The following is an 18722-nucleotide window of genomic DNA, read 5'->3' on the forward strand; positions in this document are numbered from 1 at the left end:
TCGCTAAATCAATCTATTAATCCCAGGAAAGCCTCACAGATGAGCGTAAACCATCTCGAGATGCGTGCGATCGGCCTCGCCTTTGCCGGTGTTAATGCCCTGACGCAGGTGAATTTCAGCCTGCGCGGCGGATCGGTGCATGCCCTAACCGGAGCCAACGGCGCGGGAAAGTCTACGCTGATGGCGGTGCTGTGCGGCACCTGGGCAGGCTATGAGGGTGAGATCGTCATTGATGACCAGCCGGTCGCCATTCGCTCTCCGCTGGATGCCAAACGCCTCGGCATCCATCTGGTGCAGCAGGAGGTCGACGTGGCGCTGGTTCCCGGTCTTAGCATCGCGGAAAACATCATGCTCGATAAGCTCGCCGAGCCGGGCTACGCCTGGCGCTGGTCTACCGTACGCCAGCATGCGCGGGATGCCCTGGCCCAGCTTGACGTCTCTCTCGACGTAAGACGCGCTATCGACACCTGCACCCTTGCGGAGAAGCAGCAGATCCTGCTGGCCCGCGCGCTCTCCCATCGCTGCCGCTTTTTGATCCTCGATGAGCCTACCGCGCCGCTGGATCAGCACGAGAGCGAGCGGCTGTTTACCGTGGTAAGACGCCTGCAGCAGCAGGGAATTGGCGTGGTCTTTATCTCCCATCGCATTCACGAGCTGAAAGCCATCTGCGACACCCTGACGGTGCTGCGCGACGGCAGGCTGGTGGAGTCCGGCCCGATGGCCGCTCTCAGCGGGGAGGAGATCGTGGAGAAGATGCTCGGCCATCAGCTGAACGATATCTATCCCCCGCGCCGTCCGCCGCACGGAGAAGAGACCCTGCTGCGCGTGGAGGGGCTGCACGACGAGAAGCTACTGAAGGATATCTCCCTGCACCTGCGCAGGGGCGAAATCCTCGGTATCGCCGGCCTGGCGGGCGCGGGCAAAACCGAGCTCTGCAAGGCGCTGTTTGGCGCGGAGAAGAGCCGCGTCGCCCAGGGCGAGCTGAACGGCCAGCCGTGGCGGCCTCGGGATCCGGCGGATTCAGTGATTCGCGGGATGGCGCTGATCCCCGAGGAGCGGCGCAAAGAGGGCATCTTTATTGACGAGCCGGTTGCCATGAACCTGGCGGTCAGCGCGGACAGCAGCTTCTCTCGCTGGAGCCTGTTCGGCCATCGCAAAGCCTGGCGCTGGGCGCAGACGGTGATTGAGCGCGTGGGCGTACGCACCACCGACCCGGGGCAGATCCTGCGCCGCCTCTCCGGCGGTAACCAGCAGAAGGTGGCGATAGGCAAATGGCTGCGCGGCAACGCCAGCGTGGTGATTTTCGACGAGCCCACCAAGGGCGTCGACGTGAAAGCCAAAACCGATCTCTTCCGCCTGATTGACGGCCTCGCCCGGGAGGGCAAGGGGATCGTCTACGCCTCCGGCGAGTTTGCCGAGCTGGTGGGCCTCTGCGATCGCATCTGCGTGCTGTGGGATGGCCGCATTGTGGCGGAGATAGCCGGAGCAGAGGCCCGGGAAGAGACACTACTTTACTATTCGACCGGAGGAGCGGCGGCGTGAGCAAAGCCCTGTCAGTAAAAGCGGCGGCGTCGGGCCGTCAGCAATTTTTCGATTTTCTCTATAAGTGGGGCATGCTGCTGACCGTGGTGCTGCTGGTGGCTATCTTCGGCATCGCCTCGGATAACTTCCTCGACCCCTTTAACATCATCAATATTTTGCGTTCGATTGCCATCGTAACGGTGATTGCCGTCGGCGTCTCGATTTCACTGACCATCGGCGGGTTCGATCTCTCCGTGGGGTCGACGGCGTCGCTGGCGAACGCGCTGGTGATCTCGCTCTTTGTCTGGCACGGCTTTGGCACTACCGAAGCGATCCTCGTGACCCTGGCACTCTGTACGCTTGTCGGCCTGTTTAACGCCTTCCTGATCGTTGTGCTGCGCATTCCCGATATGCTCGCCACCCTCGGTAGCCTGTTTGTGATCCAGGGCGTGGCGATGACTTACAGCTACGGCGGATCGATCACTGAAAACATGCTGCTGCCGAGCGGCGAGATGGCGGAGGGGCTGATCCCGCCGGGCTTCAGCCTGCTCGGCCAGGTGCCGATCATTGTCATTGTAATGCTGGTGGTCACGGTGGTAGCCCAGCTTGGCCTGTCGCTGACCACCCACGGACGGCGGATGTACGCCATCGGCGGCAACCCGGAGGCGGCACGCCTCTCCGGGATCCGCACCACCCGCTACAAGGTGGCGGCCTACGTCATCGCCTCGCTGCTGGCGGGACTCGGCGGCATTCTGCTGGCCTCGCGCATCGGCTCTTCGCAGGTCAACGCCGGCGGCGGCTACCTGATGGACGCGGTGGCGGCGGCGTGGATCGGCTTCTCGCTGGCTGGATCCGGCAAGCCTAACGCGCTCGGCACGCTGGTGGGGGCGGTGATCCTCGGGGTGCTGTCAAATGGGCTGGTGATGCTCTCCGTGCCCTACTACGCAATGGACATTATTAAGGGACTGGTGCTGGCCGGTGCTCTGGCGTTGACCTATTTCCAGCGTCGTTAATTTACTTTTATCAGGGGAAACAGAGATGAAAAAATTTGCACTCTCACTGCTGGCGCTGGGCCTGCTGAGTTCTGTTCCGGGCTACGCGGCGACGCCTGCACCGGTTCCGGCCGCGCTGGCTAACCACAGCGGACCGGTACGCATCGCGCTGATCCGTAACCTGGGCTCGGACGATAACACCACCCAGTTCGTCTCCGGCGCGCTGACGGAGGGCAAAAAGCTTGGCTTTAAAGTCAGCACCTTCCTCAGCAACGGAGACGACGCTAAGTTGCAGGACTTTGTTAACCAGGCTATCAGCCAGAAGTACGACGGCATTATTCTCTCCCAGGGCCGCGATCCTTACTCAACCGAGCTGGTGAAAAAAGCGGTAGATGCAGGTATTGCCGTCTCGGTATTTGATACCGCTATTAACGGTACTATCCCCGGCGTGACCGTAACCCAGCAGGATGACGCCTCGCTGACCACTCTCTCCTTTGGCGAGCTGGTGAAGGACTTCAACGGCAAGGCCAACATCATCAAGCTGTGGGTGGCCGGCTTCCCGCCGATGGAGCGCCGCCAGGCGGCCTACCAGGCGCTGCTGAAGCAGAACCCAGGCATTAAAGAGCTGGAGTCCATCGGGGCGGTCTCTTCCGACGTGCAGGGTGATACGGCGAATAAAGTCGGCGCGGTGCTGGCGAAGTACCCGAAAGGGCAGATCGATGCGATCTGGGGCACCTGGGACGCCTTCAGTCAGGGCGCGTACAAGGCGCTGAAAGAGAATGGCCGCACCGAGATCAAACTCTACAGTATTGACGTCTCCAACCAGGATCTGCAGCTGATGCGCGAGTCCAACAGTCCGTGGAAGGTAAGCGTGGCGGTGGATCCGAAGCTGATTGGCGCGACCAACGTGCGTCTGATCGCCAATAAGCTCGCCGGGGAGCAGACGCCAGCCACCTATGACTTCAAAGCCGCTGCCATTCCGCAGGCGCTGCTGGCTGCCCAGCCGGGCGCGGTGAACGTCGCTACGCTGGGGAAAATCATTCCGGGCTGGGGCCAGACCGAAGATTTTATCGCCCCGTGGTTCGCGACTCTGCAAGCGAAAAACAAATGAGTGCGCTGCCTGTGCCTGACTACAGCCGTAATATGCGGCTGATTGGTCACTCGGATCAGGGCGGACGGCCCGACGGCGTGCAGCTGATGGTGCACCGTGGCTTTGCTTACATCGGCCATATGGTCTCCCAGGGCTTCTCGATTGTTGACGTGCGCGACCCGAAAAATCCACGTCCCGCAGGCTACGTGCCCGCGCCGCCGGGGACCTGGAACGTTCACCTGCAGGCCCATGACGATCTGCTGCTGGTGATCAACGCCCGGGATCTCTTTGCCGATGCCCGTTTCGCTGACGAGAAGGTCTACTACACCCGCTCGGTAGGGGAGACGGTGAGCGACGTGCAGGACAAGGGCTGGAGCGCCGGGCTGCGCGTGTTTGATATCTCTACGCCAGACCAGCCAAAAGAGATTGGTTTTCTGGGGCTGGACGGCATCGGCATTCACCGCATCTGGTACGTGGGCGGCCGCTGGGCCTATGTCTCCGCCCTGATCGACGGCTTTAGCGACTACATCTTCCTGACTATCGATCTTGCCAATCCACATAAGCCCGAAGTGGCGGGACGCTGGTGGCTGCCAGGGATGAACCAGGCGGCAGGCGAGACGCCGACGTGGCCGGAGGGCAAGCGTTACGCCCTGCACCACGCCATTATTGCCGGAGATACCGCCTACGGCAGCTGGCGCGACGGCGGCCTGACGCTGCTGGATGTGAAAGATCGCAGTGCGCCGAAGCTCATCAGCCATCGTAACTGGAGCCCGCCATTTGGCGGCGGAACCCATACCGCGCTGCCGCTGCCGGACCGGGATCTGCTGGTGGTGCTGGACGAGGCGGTGCTGGATAACCAGCAGGATGGCGAGAAGCTGATCTGGCTGTTTGATATTCGCGAGCCGGCTAATCCGGTAAGCATCTCTACCTTCCCGCAGCCGGAGGAGATCGACTATGTCGCGAAAGGCGCGCACTTCGGGCCGCACAACCTGCATGAGAACCGGCCGGGGAGTTTTGTCAGCTCGACGCTGATCTTTGCCACTTACCAGAACGCCGGAGTACGGGCCTACGATATCTCTAACCCGTACCGCCCGGTAGAGACCGGATCACTGGTGCCCGCCGCGCCAGCGAAGATGATGGATACCCGCCCTGGTCGTCCGCAGGTGATCCAGTCCTGCGACGTGTTTGTCGACGCGCAGGGGATCATCTACAGCACCGACTACAACGGCGGATTGTCGGTAATAGAGTATTTGGGCTAACTGTACTGCCGAACCCGGGCAATGAGTTCATCAACGTTGTGGATACGGTCGGCAATGACGATCAGCGCCTTGCCTAAATGGATGGCGTGGCGCAGGCATTCGTGGCGCATCTCGTCGTCAGCGATGGTGTCGATATCCGCCACGTGAGAGAGGCCTACGCTGCGGCGGATCAGCTCCGTGCCGCAGAAGCCTATGGCATCGTGCCACACCTTCTGCAGGAACTGAGCGGCATAGCCTGGATGGGCCAGCGTCACGTCGCGGGTCTTCTCTGCGGCCAGGGCAAGGAATGTCTCTGCGAAGGTGTTCCATAGCTCCTGAATATCGTTCAGGCGCTGCTCGCGGGCGGCGGCGGCATCGCGGATACCCAGATGCCCCGGCAGGCCGCAGTAGTTAAGCAGCAGGTTGCCGATAGCCGTGCCAAGGTCAAAGCCCATGGGCCCCACGTAGCCAAACTCGGCGTCAATCGCCTTCAGGCTGCCTTCGGCAACAAAAATCGAGCCGCTGTGGATATCGCCGTGCAGGAGCGCTTCGGCATGGGAGAGAAAACGCTGTTTAAGCCCGGCCACCGCCAGCAGCAGGGCGTTATCGTCACGCAGAGCGACCACGTCAGCGTCAATCGCCGCCGGGTAGCTGTTGCGCTCGTGAACGCGGTACGGGTCGTCAAAGAAGAGATCTTCGGTAATGCCGCACATCTCAGGGTTGATAAACTGCGCCACCTGCGCTTTTTTCTGCGCCGGGGTGAGATAAAAATCGCTGGTGTGGAACAGGGTCTGGGCCAGGTACGCCGCCAGCTGGCGGGCGGCCTGCGGATAGTATGCGCCTTTGATCAGCTCCCCGCGCCAGATGCGGTGGTCGGAGAGATCCTCCATCACCATCACCGACAGGTCAGGATCAAAGTGGTGGATCTTTACCGTATGCGCCGGGCAGTGCCGATAGTGCTCTACCAGCGTCTGCGCCTCCAGCCGGGCGCGGTCCAGGGTCAGCGGCCAGGATTCGCCCACGCAGCGCACGTAGGGCAGGGCCTGCTTGACGACGATCCGGCTTACGCCCTCGGCGTCGAAAATTTTAAACACCAGATTCAGGTTGCCGTCACCGACTTCATGCGCGCTAACCAGTTCGGATGACTGCTCCAGACCAGCACATTGCCGGGCATAGGCCACCGCGTCGGCGGCGTTGAAAGTTCGGTATTGCGACATTGCCGGTATCCTCAATTTTCTGTTTATAAAGCCATTCAGACGTCTATACATCTGTAATTCATCCTGACACAATACGATACATCAACGCAACAGGGATTTAACGCTATGCAGCCACTCCAGACCACCAGCCTGCGCGTCACCGATAATCAGCTTTTTATTCTCGATCAGCAGGCGCTTCCGCAGGAGAAGCGCTGGCTGCCCGCCGACAGGGTGGAGACGCTGGTGGGCCATATTCACGCCCTGCGGGTGCGCGGTGCGCCGTTGATTGGCCTCTCCGCCAGCCTGCTGCTGGCGCTGCTGGCCGAGCGGGGCGAAAGCCAGACCGCTCTGGCCCAGGCGCTGGAGACGCTGCGCGCGGCGCGCCCAACGGCGGTGAACCTGATGAACAACCTTGACCGCATGAAGCTGGCCCTGACGGAGGTGGATTTTGTCCCGGCGCTGGTGGCCGAAGCCGAACGGCTGATTGCGGAGGATAAGCAGCTTTGCGCTCGAATTGCCGCGGCGGGCAGTGCGCTGGTGACGCCCGGCAGCCGCCTGCTGACGCACTGCAATACCGGCGGGCTGGCGACCGCCGGCGTGGGTACGGCGCTGGGGGTGATCTCGCAGGCCTTTACCGACGGCAAGGTCGTCAACGTCTGGGTAGGGGAGACGCGCCCGCTGTTGCAGGGAGGCCGTCTGACGGCATGGGAGCTGGCGGAGCTGGGTATTCCCTGCCAGCTGATCACCGACTCGATGGCGGCCAGCCTGATGGCGCAGGGGCAGGTGGATGCGGTGTGGGTCGGCGCGGACCGTATTGCGGCCAACGGCGACGTGGCGAATAAGATCGGCACCTACTCGCTGGCGGTGCTGGCCCGCTATCACGGGATCCCGTTTTACGTGGCTGCCCCGCAGACCACGCTGGATCCGCTCTGTCCGAACGGAGAGGCCATTCCTATTGAGCAGCGCGCGGCCAGCGAAGTCACCGGCGTAGCGGGCAGCTTCGGGGCGGTGCAGTGGGCCCCCGAATCGACGCTGGTCTATAACCCAGCGTTTGACGTTACCCCCGCCGCGCTGATTAGCGGCTGGGTGCTGGATACCGGGGTTGTCACACCGGACGAGGTGGCGGCGGGATTTTTCAGATGATAAATAACGCCTGGCGCGGCCTACGCCAGGCGAGGATAGCCCTCGGCAATGGCGTCGCCGGTGAACTGGGCGATCCACCCCTCGGGGTTGTCGAAGATACGAATGGCGGTAAAGTTCGGCTCGGATCCCATATCAAACCAGTGCGGCGTGCCTGCCGGCACTGAGATCAGATCGTTTTTCTCGCACAGCACCTGATAAACCTCATCACCAATGTGCAGGCAGAACAGGCCCGCGCCCTCGACAAAAAAGCGCACTTCGTCCTCGCCGTGGGTGTGCTCACTGAGAAACTTTTCCCGCAGCGCCTGCTTGTTAGGGTTATCGGCGCGCAGGCTGATCACATCCCAGCTTTGATAGCCTTTCTCGGCAACCAGCCGATCGATGGCGTGCTGATAGGCGTTGATTACCGCCTCAGGGGCAGGATCGGCACCGAGATCGCGGTCGGCCTGCCAGCGCTCAAAGCGTACGTTTTTGGCGTTCAGCTGCTGCTGGATCTCACCCGCGTCGGTGCTATGCCACGTAGGCTGGCGGGTATCATTGACGGAATAGATGGTTAACGCGCTCATGAGGGGATCTGCTCCGGGTTAATGTCGTTAAAACTGTGCACCTGGTGATGCTGGCTGGCGGCATCATCATCGCCACGAATCAGCTGCACGGTACGTAAACCGGCCTCTGCGGCGGCGTCCAGCTCCTGATGAATATCTGACAGGAAAAGGATCGACACCGGCGGCAGCGCGAGCTGCTCGGCAATGCTGCTATAGGAGCACGCTTCACGCTTGGCACCGATACGGGTATCAAAGTAGCCGCTAAACAGATGAGTAATATCACCTTCGTCGCTGTAGCCAAATAACAGTTTTTGCGCAGCCACTGACCCCGAGGAATATACATAGAGATCAATTCCCTGCGACTTCCATTTTTCCAGCGCCGGCAGCACGTCGGGGTAGAGATGGCCGGTAAAGTCGCCGTTGACGTAGCCGTCGTGCCAGATAATTCCCTGTAATGCCTTCAGCGCCGTCGACTTACGATCTTCATCCATAAAGCGGAACAGCGTCTCAATGAGATCGGCAGTGGAGGTATCCGGTTGGGCGATCTCATCCCGCAGATTATCGAGAATGGATTTCACCGGCTCGGCATACTGCTGGGCAGTGACAAATGCCTCCAGCCGCTCGCGGGCGTAGGGAAACAGCACGTTATGCACGAAGCGGATATCGCTGGTCGTGCCCTCAATATCAGTAACGATGGCGCGGATCATGATCTCTCCAGCAGGCGACGCTGCATTTCACACTCAAATAAAAACTCCAGCCCTTCAAGGTGGCGACGGGCTTCCGCCACGCTGCGTCCCCAGCAGGTGAGACCGTGTCCGCGCAGCAGGAAGCCGTAGTTTAGCGGCGTCTGGCGGGCGTATATCTCAATGCGCCGGGCAAGGGCGGGGATATCCTGGTCATTATCAAACAGGGGAATGGAGACCGTGTCGAGGTGGCTGGTCTGTCCGCTAAGGGATTTCTGCATCTCGTAACCCGTAAGCTTGAGCATCGCCAGTTTCTCAACGCGTGACAGCACCGTGGCGTTGACGGTATGCACATGCAGCACGGCGTTCGCCTCCGGGTAGAGGCGATAGATCAGCGTATGCAGGCCGGTCTCGGCGGAGGGCTTCCGTCCTGACGGGGCGCGATCGGTGGCGATCTCAACCTGCAAAAAGTCGTCCACCGTCAGGCTGCCCTTGTCTTTACCGGACTCGCTGAGCCAGCACCAGTCGGCATTTTCCCGTACCGACATGTTGCCGCCGGTGGCCGGTGCCCAGCCTTTAGCGCCCAGCCAATGGCAGGCTTCAACCAGCGCCGGAAGTTGCAGAGGGTATGTCATAACGTTCCTGAATAGCGTGAGCAGAGTAATACCATTATAGTTTAGACGTCTAAGCGTCTTGATTGCCAAAGACTAGCATCTTGTTTAACAAAACAGAAGGGTAAAAACAGGGGTAAACCTTGTTCAATGCATGATACCTGTGAAAAACGTTTTACAGCCAGTAAAAAAGGTAGGAATAAAAAAGACTTTATTAGATAATTCTTCTACAGATCTCATTAGCTCTCTTTTTAAAGAATTATATAAGGATGATGAATGTTTTTGGTACCTCTTGTCGTTCTTATAGTCTTAACTTACGCATCACGAAAAATGCTATTAGTTAAAACTATATTAACATGCCTAATGATATTGGTATTTGGTTTTTGGTTTGTTTCAGACATGTTTACAGGTCATGGTGTAACCGATGCTGTTTATTATCAAATACTTAACTCAGCTAAAGGCTCATCAATTCACGACATTATTTGGAAGGTTGTGGCGGCTGGCCTGTTTTTTGCGGTTTTCCTCTCATTACTGGTAACGTCTTATTTTTTAAGGAAGAAACCTTATAAATCAAGAAAGTTTATCACGCCAATCTATTTTGTTTTATTTGCGCTCACCCTCTTTTACTCTGTACCTGCTACAAATGTCTATAGCTCGCTATCGAATCTAAAGTATAGCAATAGCGTATATGCCTCAAAATTTTATGTCAAACCGGCCAAAAGCAAAGATAACTACAATTACGTGGTTATTTATGCTGAGAGTCTCGAGAGAACGTTCAGGAACTTAGATGGCGTCAACTATATCCCTCGTTTAAGTAAAATTGCCGATTCCTATGATGATTTTACAAACCTGATACAAACTGAGGGTGCCGGATGGACGATGGCTGGGCTGGTCAATACTCAGTGCGGCATTCCTCTTTCTCTGCCTCAGGGTAATTCAGCCAATAATTTATCCGCTTTTTTAGAAGGCGCAAAATGCATAGGCCAGAAGTTCCAGGAGGAGGGATATCAAAGCCTTTTTATCAGAGGCAGCGATAAAGCCTTTGCCGGAGGCGATAAGTTTTTATCCCAGCATGGATGGGGTACTCTTCAGGACAAGGAGTACTTTTTAAAAAACAACATTGTCGATCCGAAAAAGGTGCAAGGGTGGGGAGTTGAGGATGATGCACTACTGTCTCATGCCTGGGATGAATTCAACAGGCTCTCACAACACGAAGGTAAGTTTGTGCTTTCGCTGCTTACAGTTAATACTCATGCCCCGTCAGGTATGGTATTAAAGTCTTGTGAACCTGAAATCCCGAGTAACATAAAAAATAATATGCTTCGTGCAGTTTCGTGTTCAGATTATCTCCTCTCTAATTTCATTGAGAAGATTATAAATTCTGACCATTTTGATAATACTATCATCGTTCTGACCTCTGATCATCTGATGATGGCTAATGATGCGAGCAGTATGCTTAATAAGCATCAAAATGAGCGACGCAATAATTTCATTGTGATAAAAAAAGATCGCCCGGCAATGAAAAATAGTAAGTTGGGAACGTTGATGGACGTATGGCCGACCGTATTTGATATTGCAAACCAGCAGGATGTAGGCGTTGGTTTTGGCGTTAGCCTGCTCAAAAAGGAGAGTAGCGGTCTGGTTGACTGGTTCCTCAAAAATAAAAATATTGCACCCTTTATCGGTTTCTCCTCTACGCTTTGGAATAATCCAAGCCTCAGTGACAGGATGGTGTCAGATGGTAATACGATTAAGATAGGAGACAAGCAGTATAATTTGCCTCTCTATGCTTCTGTTGGTAAAGATAATAAATTCATGGATGTATATTTTGACTCTTTTGCAATAGATGCTGAGGATTTAATCAATAAAAATGAAAAGATTGTCTATGCAACACAGTGTTACGTTGTGAATGGTAAATCAGATGGAACCTGTTTATATATCATGACTAAAGATAGGATTGTTAAGAGGACAATCAATGAGAAAGGCATCACATCTGAAAAAGCGAGCCGTTTTACTTCGCCGTTATATATCGATGAGCTTTCTGGGTTCTCATCGGGGGGGCCGTTAAAAACGACGGGCACTACGTTAAATCCCCATGGAAGAGTGATGCCGCGGGGGATTACTTTTTACGGCTTTAATCATGGGGACGTGACGCATTACGAATCTATCAACTTTGACACCTGCGCAGGCAAATCAATTGATATCGATGGGCTTTATGCATTTATGAAAAAGCATCAGCACATTATTTTTGCGTCTAACGATTCGCCGGTTTGCGATGGCATAAACGTGCTGGATTCAGTTAAAAATTTATTTAACTCAAATCAATTAATGACTCTGGCCTTTAGACAGCAAATTGGTGGTGTCATAAATGGTAATAACGCGAATGCTGAAACTCTTGTTGGCTACCCGCTTAGGCAGTTAGATTTCTTTGTGAATTTGAAAAACAACCAGCTTTTTTCGTTGTGCAGTGTCCTCAATGACTGTTAAATAACCGGCAGCGGGCAATAAGAAATGAGCCAGACTTATTGCCCAACGCCGTAAAAGAGAGTCATCCATGTGCAACTGTCATATCCATATGCTTCATCGATTTAAAGCGTCTTTTAAGATCGTGATATAGTGGCAGCAACATCAGTATTACACGCAGGCACCCATCCATGAGCAATAACACACTGATCCCGCAGAGTAAACTGCCCAATCTGGGCACGACGATTTTTACCCAGATGAGCGCGCTGGCGCAGGCGTACCAGGCGATTAACCTCTCGCAAGGGTTTCCTGACTATGATGGTCCACGCTATCTGCAGGAGCGACTGGCGTTTCACGTGGCTCAGGGAGCAAACCAGTATGCACCCATGACCGGGGTGCAGGCGCTGCGGGAGGCCATTGCCGAGAAAACCGCCGACCTGTATGGCTACCAGCCGGATGCTAACAGCGACATCACCGTTACCGCCGGTGCCACCGAGGCGCTTTATGCCGCAATTACTGCTCTGGTACGCAGCGGCGATGAGGTAATCTGCTTCGATCCAAGCTACGACAGCTACGCTCCGGCGGTTGAGCTGGCGGGTGGCGTCGTGAAACGCATTGCGCTGCAGCCGCCGCACTTTGACGTGGACTGGCAGGCCTTTACCGCGCTGCTGAGTGATAAGACCCGGCTGGTTATTCTTAATACGCCGCATAACCCGTCGGCCACGGTGTGGCAGCGAGCGGATTTTGCCGCGCTGTGGCAGGCAATTGCGGAACGTGAAATCTACGTGCTGAGCGATGAGGTCTACGAGCACATCTGCTTTGCTCCCGAAGGGCATGCCAGCGTGCTTGCTCACCCCGCGCTGCGTCAGCGGGCGGTGGCCGTCTCATCCTTTGGTAAAACCTATCATATGACGGGCTGGAAGGTGGGCTACTGCGTTGCGCCAGCGGCTATCAGCGCCGAGCTGCGCAAGGTGCACCAGTATCTGACCTTTGCGGTCAACACCCCGGCCCAGCTCGCGCTGGCGGATATGCTGCGGGCAGAGCCTGAGCACTATCGTGAGCTCCCTGCTTTTTATCAGGCCAAACGCGATCTGCTGATTGATGCCCTGAGTCAGAGCCGGCTGAAGATCCTGCCCTGTGAAGGGACCTATTTCCTGTTGGCGGACTATAGCGCCATCTCCGATCTGGATGACGTCAGCTTCTGCCAGTGGCTAACCAAAGAGGTCGGCGTAGCGGCTATTCCGCTGTCGGTCTTCTGTGCCGATGCCTTCCCGCACAAGCTTATTCGCCTCTGCTTTGCCAAGCAGGAAGCGACGCTGCGCGCTGCCGCAGAGCGTCTCTGCACGCTCTGACTGTCGAGCTAATATTAGCGATCCGCCAGCTTTATCAACTCAATTAAGCTGGCGAAGGCGCTGCCGTTTAGCGACGCCCGGTTGTAAAGCATAAATATATCAAAGGTGGGCAGGGTGATATCGATGTCCACTATTTTTAAATTCATTATCTTTTTATAGTGATTAAAGGTAGACAGCGGCATCAGACCAATAAGCTCAGTCTGGCTAATCATATTAATGATAGAAATATATGAGTCGCTACTGAACACAATATTGCGCTGTGGCAAAACGGTTTCAATCTCTTCCTGTAATGCCAGCGCCCCCTTTTCCGGCGTGCTGTAGAAGGTAAACCCCTCAGCCAACACATCACTAAGGGTTATTTTACCATTAAGGCGTGGATGGTGTTCGCTGCAAATCAGTGCCAACGACTCGCATGACAGTTTTTCGCAGACCACCGCAGGGTTAACGATAGGAAAAAGCGAGAGGATGAGATCGGCTTTGCGGTAGGTCAGCAGCTCTTCAGCCGACTGCGGGGTAATAAAAATATCATGGTGTTCAATCGCGTAGCTAGCCTGCTGGCGTAGCGCCTTGACCAGCGCCGTGCTTCCTTCGCTCATCAGCAACTGCGGCGTATAGAGAACAAACTTTTTACTCAGCTCGTTTCTGTTCATCATATTAATTGTCTGTTCGAGCTGGCTAAGATTCACCTCCAGATGCATATGCAGGTTAATCGCCACCGTCGTGGGCGTCACGCCTTTTCCGCTGCGAATGAACAGCGGATCGTCAAGATGCGCGCGCAGCCGCTGTAGAGACTGGCTTACCGCAGAGGGGGTAATAAATAGCGCTTTAGCCGCTTTACTAATGCTTTGATGCAGATAAATACACTCAAAAATAAGCAGCAGATTAAGATCGAATTTTTTTAAATCGTATAGGTTAGTCATTTTTTATCTCAATATATTGCTGCATATTAATGTGCATAACCAGGCTTTCAGGCTTGCTGAAATATATCATAAACTGCCCGGCATTAAACGACGCGACACACAGAATGCTTAAAACGGTCGAACCTATCACAGTCATAGGCCACACCTTACAGCGTTGCATTGCCCTTTGATCGGGGGAGTGATGTAATCCCCGACGCCATTACGGCTTTTAGGTTGTTAGATATCGCTGATTGATTTGATAAAGCAAACGCATTAGCCGTTGCCATCAAAATTCGGTACCTTACATCTCATCGAAACCACGGAGGAAGTATAGATGTCCTTAATCAATACCAAGATCAAACCTTTCAAAAACCAGGCGTTCAAAAACGGTGAATTCATCGAAGTGACCGAGAAAGATACCGAAGGCCGCTGGAGCGTCTTCTTCTTCTATCCGGCTGACTTCACCTTCGTTTGCCCGACCGAACTGGGCGACGTAGCCGATCACTACGATGAGTTGCAGAAACTGGGCGTGGACGTGTACTCCGTCTCCACCGACACCCACTTCACCCACAAAGCGTGGCACAGCAGCTCTGAGACCATCGCTAAAATCAAATATGCGATGATCGGCGACCCGACTGGCGCGCTGACCCGTAACTTCGAAAACATGCGTGAAGACGAAGGTCTGGCTGACCGCGGTACCTTCATCGTTGACCCGCAGGGCATCATCCAGGCGATCGAAGTGACTGCAGAAGGCATTGGCCGTGACGCATCTGACCTGCTGCGTAAAATCAAAGCGGCTCAGTACGTTGCTTCTCACCCAGGTGAAGTGTGCCCGGCTAAATGGAAAGAGGGTGAAGCGACCCTGGCTCCGTCTCTGGACCTGGTTGGTAAGATCTAAGTCTCAAAATCTGCCAAGCCCGGCGGCGCTGCGCGTGTCCGGGCCTACATATCACGGGTGCGCTATGCACCCGTTTTTCCCTAACAACATGATTCAAGTTGCATCCAGGCAGCCCTATTGAGGCAGCTTGCATGATGATGTTTTTAACTCAGAGGTGACCCTAATGCTTGATACTACAATGAAAACCCAGCTTAAGGCTTATCTTGAGCGTCTGACCAAACCCGTTGAGCTGATTGCCACGCTGGACGACAGCGCTAAATCGGCAGAGATCAAGGAACTGCTGGCTGAAATTGCCGAGCTGTCTGACAAAGTCTCCTTTAAAGAAGACAATCAGCTGCCGGTACGTAAACCTTCGTTCCTGATCGCTAACCCAGGCTCTCACCAGGGCCCGCGCTTTGCTGGCTCTCCGCTGGGACACGAATTTACTTCCCTGGTGTTGGCGCTGCTGTGGACCGGCGGTCACCCTTCTAAAGAAGCGAAAGAGATGCTTGAGCAGATCGCCGCGCTGGAAGGGGATTTTGAGTTTGAAACCTACTACTCGCTCTCGTGCCACAACTGCCCGGACGTGGTCCAGGCGCTGAACCTGATGTCCGTGCTTAACCCACGCATCAAGCATACGGCGATTGACGGTGGTGTGTTCCAGAACGAAGTCACCGATCGCAACGTCATGGGCGTGCCGGCGGTGTTCCTGAACGGCGTTGAGTTTGGTTCAGGCCGTATGACCCTGACCGAAATCGTCTCTAAAGTGGATACCGGCGCTGAAAAACGTGCGGCGGAAGAGCTGAACAAACGTGACGCTTACGACGTGCTGATCGTCGGTTCCGGCCCTGCCGGCGCGGCAGCGGCAGTCTACTCGGCGCGTAAAGGTATCCGTACTGGCCTGATGGGCGAGCGTTTTGGCGGTCAGGTGCTCGACACCGTGGACATCGAAAACTACATCTCCGTGCCGAAAACCGAAGGTCAGAAGCTGGCCGGTGCGCTGAAAGCCCACGTTGATGATTACGATGTGGACGTTATCGACACCCAGAGCGCAACCAAACTGACCCCGGCGGCAGAAGAGGGCGGCCTGCATCAGATTGAAACCGCCTCTGGCGCGGTGCTGAAAGCACGCAGCGTGATCATTGCTACCGGTGCCAAATGGCGCAACATGGGCGTGCCGGGTGAAGAGCAGTACCGTACCCGCGGCGTAACCTACTGCCCACACTGTGATGGCCCGCTGTTTAAAGGTAAACGCGTAGCGGTCATCGGCGGCGGTAACTCCGGCGTCGAAGCGGCTATCGACCTGGCCGGTATCGTTGAACACGTGACGCTGCTTGAGTTTGCGCCAGAGATGAAAGCCGACAAGGTTCTGCAGGATAAAGTGCGCAGCCTGAAAAACGTCGACATCATTCTGAACGCTCAGACCACTGAGGTGAAAGGCGACGGCACCAAACTGACCGGCCTTGAGTACCGTGCCCGCGTGAGCGGCGATGTACACCACATTGAGCTGGAAGGTATCTTCGTACAGATCGGCCTGCTGCCGAACACTAACTGGCTGGAAGGCGCGGTTGAGCGTAACCGTATGGGTGAGATCATCATTGATGCCAAGTGTGAAACCAGCGTGAAAGGCGTATTTGCGGCGGGCGACTGCACCACCGTACCGTACAAACAGATCATCATCGCCACTGGCGAAGGTGCGAAAGCCTCTCTGAGCGCGTTCGACCACCTGATCCGTACTACCGTATAATAAGCAAGTAAGACACCTGCACTGTAAGCAGCGAGGCTACCTTCGGGTAGCCTCTTTTTTTATCACCTCTTTTTCCCGCTAAGATTACTCTCAAAACCGCTGTCGATTCGCCTGGCCGCCCAGATCGGCGTCTGAACTGACTAACCTTGATCCGTGCAAGCCCAATTTTCACTCTCCCGATCTCAGGGGAGTAGCGGAGGTCTGAATGAAAGCATTGACGTATCATGGTCCCCATAGCGTTCGCGTCGAGAGCGTGCCGGATCCGATTATTGAACAGCAGGATGATATTATTCTGCGTATCACCGCGACCGCCATCTGCGGTTCCGACCTGCACCTCTATCACGGTAAGATCCCTAAAACTGAACACGGGGATATTTTCGGTCATGAATTTATGGGCGAAGTGGTCGAAGTCGGCCGTGACGTAAAAAATATTCAGAAAGGCGAGCGGGTGGTGATCCCCTTCGTGATTGCCTGTGGCAGCTGTTTCTTCTGCCAGCAGCACCAGTATGCCGCCTGCGAGACCACTAACGGTGGACATGGCGCAGCCCTGAACAAAAAGCAGATCCCACCGCCGGCCGCGCTGTTTGGCTATAGCCACCTCTACGGCGGCGTGCCGGGTGGCCAGGCAGAGTATGTCCGCGTACCTAAGGGTGACGTTAACCCCTTCAAGGTGCCGCAGCTGCTCTCCGACGATAAGGCGCTGTTCCTCTCTGATATTCTGCCCACCGCCTGGCAGGCAGCAAAAAACGCCGAGGTGAAGAAAGGGTCGCGGATCGCTATCTACGGGGCCGGTCCGGTAGGCCTGCTTACCGCCGCCTGCGCCCGACTGCTGGGTGCTGAGCAGATCTTTATGATCGACCACAACGACTATCGTCTGCGCTTTGCTGAAGAGCGTTACGGGGTGATCCCAATTAACTTTGATAAGCATGACGATCCGGCCGAGGTCATCATTGAAAACACCCCGGGCAATCGCGGCGTAGATGCCGTGATTGATGCCGTTGGCTTCGAGGCTAAAGGCAGTACCACCGAAACGGTGCTGACTAACCTTAAGCTAGAGGGCAGTAGCGGTAAGGTACTGCGCCAGTCCATCGCCGCTGTCCGCCGGGGCGGGATTGTCAGCGTGCCGGGGGTCTATGCGGGCTTTATCCACGGCTTCCTGTTCGGCGACGCCTTCGATAAAGGTATCTCGTTCCGCATGGGCCAGACCCACGTTCACGCCTGGCTGCCAGAGCTGCTGCCGCTGATCGAGCAGGGTCTGCTGAAGCCAGAAGAGATCGTGACCCACTATCTGCCGCTTGAAGACGCGGCCCGTGGCTATGAGATGTTTGATAAGCGTCAGGATGACTGCCGCAAAATCATTCTGGTGCCCGGGGCGCAAAGCCCGGAAGCGGCGAGAGCCAGCGTAACGGCACTGAGCAACGGTAATATCAACCTTCCGCCAGCGTAACGCGTCCTCTACTCAGCCTACCCTCTGCTAACATCCAGAGGGTAGGCTGTTTCTTGTTAATATCCTACTTCATCCAGAACAAACTCTTTGCCACAGTTGCCAGGGTGCGGCTGAGCAATAAACGAGGTGGCGGAGAGCGGCTGATTAATTGCGCTCGCCTTCAGGGTGAGCTGCACTTCCGTCAGATAGGCCGGGTTGCCGTTGCAGGTTAGCTTCATGGCTTTGACGCTATCGCTGCCGTAGGTCCGGGCAAAGGCGGCATCAAAATCGCTGCGGCTGACGCGCTCCCCATAGTTGGCTGCAATGAACTTACCGAGGGCGCTCTGCTTGATCTCGCTGGCCATGCGCACCATTACGCCAAAGTAGGCATCCGGATCGAAGCCGAAGCAGACCCCGTGCTTGGCATATTCGTAGCGCTCGAGGCAGGAGTTTGCACCCGCGCCCGGCATCACGCTGTTAAGCTTTGCTGCGCTCTCCAGCGACAGGCCGGTCTCGGCGCTGGCGCACTTCTGCCCGACGCGGGCCTCTGGCATGTTGGGTATGGGGCGGGTAGCACAGCCGTAACGCATCCAGCGGCGATCGTCGACTCCGCGAGCGGCAATTGATTTCGGCAGGCCGGGCCACAGGCCGTGAACGGTCAGAAAATCGTCTTTGTTGTCGCTCTCTTTTTGCAGGCGACACTCGTCCGGCTCGCGCTGGCGGCGATCGTGCTGGCTCTGGCAGAACCCGGTTTGCCACGAGAGCGCCAGCACATAGCGATCGAAATCACCGTATTGGGTAGCGCTTAGCGGGGCGGCAGGCGAGGCGGCGGCCCAGAGCATGGCCGCTGCGGCGGCGAGCAGGGGTACGAACTCCTTTCTGAACATTTCAATTCCTGATGAATATATTTAAATAGTTCCAGAAAGTTATTAAAGCATAAAA

Annotated in this window: 16 protein-coding genes; 10 read left to right on the forward strand and 6 right to left on the reverse strand. The window is 55.9% G+C overall.

The genetic code is table 11. From position 1 onward, the window contains the following. Positions 1-39: 39 nt before the first annotated feature. Genes NR795_RS01580 through NR795_RS01595 form a run of 4 tightly spaced genes read left to right on the forward strand, consistent with a single transcriptional unit; the run spans position 40 to position 4862 of the window. Complete coding sequence (locus NR795_RS01580) at positions 40-1542, forward strand: sugar ABC transporter ATP-binding protein (protein WP_257756847.1); 1503 nt, start codon at positions 40-42, stop codon at positions 1540-1542. After that, a complete protein-coding gene (locus NR795_RS01585; protein WP_257756848.1) occupies positions 1539-2534 on the forward strand; it encodes an ABC transporter permease in 996 nt (331 codons plus the stop codon). The genes NR795_RS01580 and NR795_RS01585 overlap by 4 nt, the downstream gene beginning before the upstream one ends. A gap of 25 nt (positions 2535-2559) precedes the next feature. Next, positions 2560-3624 carry a sugar ABC transporter substrate-binding protein gene (locus NR795_RS01590; RefSeq protein ID WP_257756849.1) on the forward strand — a complete coding sequence of 355 codons (1065 nt, stop codon included), beginning with the start codon at positions 2560-2562 and terminating at the stop codon, positions 3622-3624. Continuing rightward, positions 3621-4862 (forward strand): LVIVD repeat-containing protein, encoded by a 1242-nt coding sequence (locus NR795_RS01595; protein WP_257756850.1) that lies wholly within the window; start codon positions 3621-3623, stop codon positions 4860-4862. Before NR795_RS01590 ends, NR795_RS01595 begins: the two co-directional genes overlap by 4 nt. On the opposite strand, the gene mtnK is transcribed toward NR795_RS01595, so the two are convergent. Continuing rightward, the gene (gene mtnK / locus NR795_RS01600; protein WP_257756851.1) at positions 4859-6058 is read right to left on the reverse strand and encodes an S-methyl-5-thioribose kinase; all 1200 of its coding nucleotides are present in this window, start codon (positions 6056-6058) and stop codon (positions 4859-4861) included. The genes NR795_RS01595 and mtnK overlap by 4 nt on opposite strands. A 105-nt stretch (positions 6059-6163) precedes the next feature. Between mtnK and mtnA the strand changes: the two genes are divergently transcribed. Next, complete coding sequence (gene mtnA / locus NR795_RS01605) at positions 6164-7180, forward strand: S-methyl-5-thioribose-1-phosphate isomerase (RefSeq protein WP_257756853.1); 1017 nt, start codon at positions 6164-6166, stop codon at positions 7178-7180. A gap of 20 nt (positions 7181-7200) precedes the next feature. On the opposite strand, the gene NR795_RS01610 is transcribed toward mtnA, so the two are convergent. Genes NR795_RS01610 through NR795_RS01620 form a run of 3 tightly spaced genes read right to left on the reverse strand, consistent with a single transcriptional unit; the run spans position 7201 to position 9040 of the window. Beyond that, positions 7201-7743 carry an acireductone dioxygenase gene (locus tag NR795_RS01610; RefSeq protein ID WP_257756854.1) on the reverse strand — a complete coding sequence of 181 codons (543 nt, stop codon included), beginning with the start codon at positions 7741-7743 and terminating at the stop codon, positions 7201-7203. Continuing rightward, positions 7740-8429: an acireductone synthase gene (gene mtnC, locus NR795_RS01615; RefSeq protein WP_257756855.1), complete on the reverse strand. Its 690-nt coding sequence runs from the start codon at positions 8427-8429 to the stop codon at positions 7740-7742. Before mtnC ends, NR795_RS01610 begins: the two co-directional genes overlap by 4 nt. After that, a complete protein-coding gene (locus NR795_RS01620; RefSeq protein ID WP_257756856.1) occupies positions 8426-9040 on the reverse strand; it encodes a methylthioribulose 1-phosphate dehydratase in 615 nt (204 codons plus the stop codon). The genes mtnC and NR795_RS01620 overlap by 4 nt, the downstream gene beginning before the upstream one ends. A gap of 252 nt (positions 9041-9292) precedes the next feature. Between NR795_RS01620 and NR795_RS01625 the strand changes: the two genes are divergently transcribed. Then, positions 9293-11503 carry a sulfatase-like hydrolase/transferase gene (locus NR795_RS01625; RefSeq protein ID WP_257756857.1) on the forward strand — a complete coding sequence of 737 codons (2211 nt, stop codon included), beginning with the start codon at positions 9293-9295 and terminating at the stop codon, positions 11501-11503. A 167-nt stretch (positions 11504-11670) separates the two neighbouring features. Next, positions 11671-12831 carry a pyridoxal phosphate-dependent aminotransferase gene (locus NR795_RS01630; RefSeq protein WP_257756858.1) on the forward strand — a complete coding sequence of 387 codons (1161 nt, stop codon included), beginning with the start codon at positions 11671-11673 and terminating at the stop codon, positions 12829-12831. Positions 12832-12845: 14 nt separating this feature from the next. Here the strand turns inward: NR795_RS01630 and NR795_RS01635 are convergent, their stop codons facing one another. Then, the gene (locus tag NR795_RS01635; protein ID WP_257756859.1) at positions 12846-13751 is read right to left on the reverse strand and encodes a LysR family transcriptional regulator; all 906 of its coding nucleotides are present in this window, start codon (positions 13749-13751) and stop codon (positions 12846-12848) included. A 313-nt stretch (positions 13752-14064) separates the two neighbouring features. Here NR795_RS01635 and ahpC point away from each other — a divergent pair, with 313 nt between their 5' ends. The 3 genes from ahpC to NR795_RS01650 all read left to right on the forward strand — a co-directional run bounded on the left by ahpC (position 14065) and on the right by NR795_RS01650 (position 17801). Beyond that, positions 14065-14628: an alkyl hydroperoxide reductase subunit C gene (gene ahpC, locus NR795_RS01640; RefSeq protein WP_144813720.1), complete on the forward strand. Its 564-nt coding sequence runs from the start codon at positions 14065-14067 to the stop codon at positions 14626-14628. 163 nt (positions 14629-14791) lie between these two features. After that, positions 14792-16354, forward strand: coding sequence for an alkyl hydroperoxide reductase subunit F (gene ahpF, locus NR795_RS01645; RefSeq protein WP_257756861.1), 1563 nt, complete (start codon positions 14792-14794; stop codon positions 16352-16354). A gap of 205 nt (positions 16355-16559) precedes the next feature. Then, on the forward strand, positions 16560-17801 hold the full coding sequence (locus tag NR795_RS01650) for a zinc-dependent alcohol dehydrogenase (protein ID WP_144813712.1): 1242 nt from the start codon (positions 16560-16562) through the stop codon (positions 17799-17801). 56 nt (positions 17802-17857) lie between these two features. Here the strand turns inward: NR795_RS01650 and rna are convergent, their stop codons facing one another. Further along, positions 17858-18667 (reverse strand): ribonuclease I, encoded by an 810-nt coding sequence (gene rna, locus NR795_RS01655; RefSeq protein WP_257756863.1) that lies wholly within the window; start codon positions 18665-18667, stop codon positions 17858-17860. Between the last annotated feature and the right edge of the window lie 55 nt (positions 18668-18722).

This window comes from Pseudescherichia sp. L3 (assembly GCF_024656065.1).
GTDB lineage: Bacteria > Pseudomonadota > Gammaproteobacteria > Enterobacterales > Enterobacteriaceae > Pseudescherichia.

What these genes read in the sequence shown, in the direction of transcription:
- NR795_RS01595 (WP_257756850.1), top strand. Translation starts at nt 3,621, where the DNA reads ATGAGTGCGCTGCCTGTGCCTGACTACAGCCGTAATATGCGGCTGATT.
- mtnC (WP_257756855.1), bottom strand. Translation starts at nt 8,429, where the DNA reads ATGATCCGCGCCATCGTTACTGATATTGAGGGCACGACCAGCGATATC.
- ahpF (WP_257756861.1), top strand. Translation starts at nt 14,792, where the DNA reads ATGCTTGATACTACAATGAAAACCCAGCTTAAGGCTTATCTTGAGCGT.
- NR795_RS01625 (WP_257756857.1), top strand. Translation starts at nt 9,293, where the DNA reads ATGTTTTTGGTACCTCTTGTCGTTCTTATAGTCTTAACTTACGCATCA.
- rna (WP_257756863.1), bottom strand. Translation starts at nt 18,667, where the DNA reads ATGTTCAGAAAGGAGTTCGTACCCCTGCTCGCCGCCGCAGCGGCCATG.
- NR795_RS01635 (WP_257756859.1), bottom strand. Translation starts at nt 13,751, where the DNA reads ATGACTAACCTATACGATTTAAAAAAATTCGATCTTAATCTGCTGCTT.
- ahpC (WP_144813720.1), top strand. Translation starts at nt 14,065, where the DNA reads ATGTCCTTAATCAATACCAAGATCAAACCTTTCAAAAACCAGGCGTTC.
- NR795_RS01650 (WP_144813712.1), top strand. Translation starts at nt 16,560, where the DNA reads ATGAAAGCATTGACGTATCATGGTCCCCATAGCGTTCGCGTCGAGAGC.
- NR795_RS01590 (WP_257756849.1), top strand. Translation starts at nt 2,560, where the DNA reads ATGAAAAAATTTGCACTCTCACTGCTGGCGCTGGGCCTGCTGAGTTCT.
- mtnA (WP_257756853.1), top strand. Translation starts at nt 6,164, where the DNA reads ATGCAGCCACTCCAGACCACCAGCCTGCGCGTCACCGATAATCAGCTT.
- NR795_RS01620 (WP_257756856.1), bottom strand. Translation starts at nt 9,040, where the DNA reads ATGACATACCCTCTGCAACTTCCGGCGCTGGTTGAAGCCTGCCATTGG.
- NR795_RS01610 (WP_257756854.1), bottom strand. Translation starts at nt 7,743, where the DNA reads ATGAGCGCGTTAACCATCTATTCCGTCAATGATACCCGCCAGCCTACG.
- NR795_RS01630 (WP_257756858.1), top strand. Translation starts at nt 11,671, where the DNA reads ATGAGCAATAACACACTGATCCCGCAGAGTAAACTGCCCAATCTGGGC.
- NR795_RS01580 (WP_257756847.1), top strand. Translation starts at nt 40, where the DNA reads ATGAGCGTAAACCATCTCGAGATGCGTGCGATCGGCCTCGCCTTTGCC.
- mtnK (WP_257756851.1), bottom strand. Translation starts at nt 6,058, where the DNA reads ATGTCGCAATACCGAACTTTCAACGCCGCCGACGCGGTGGCCTATGCC.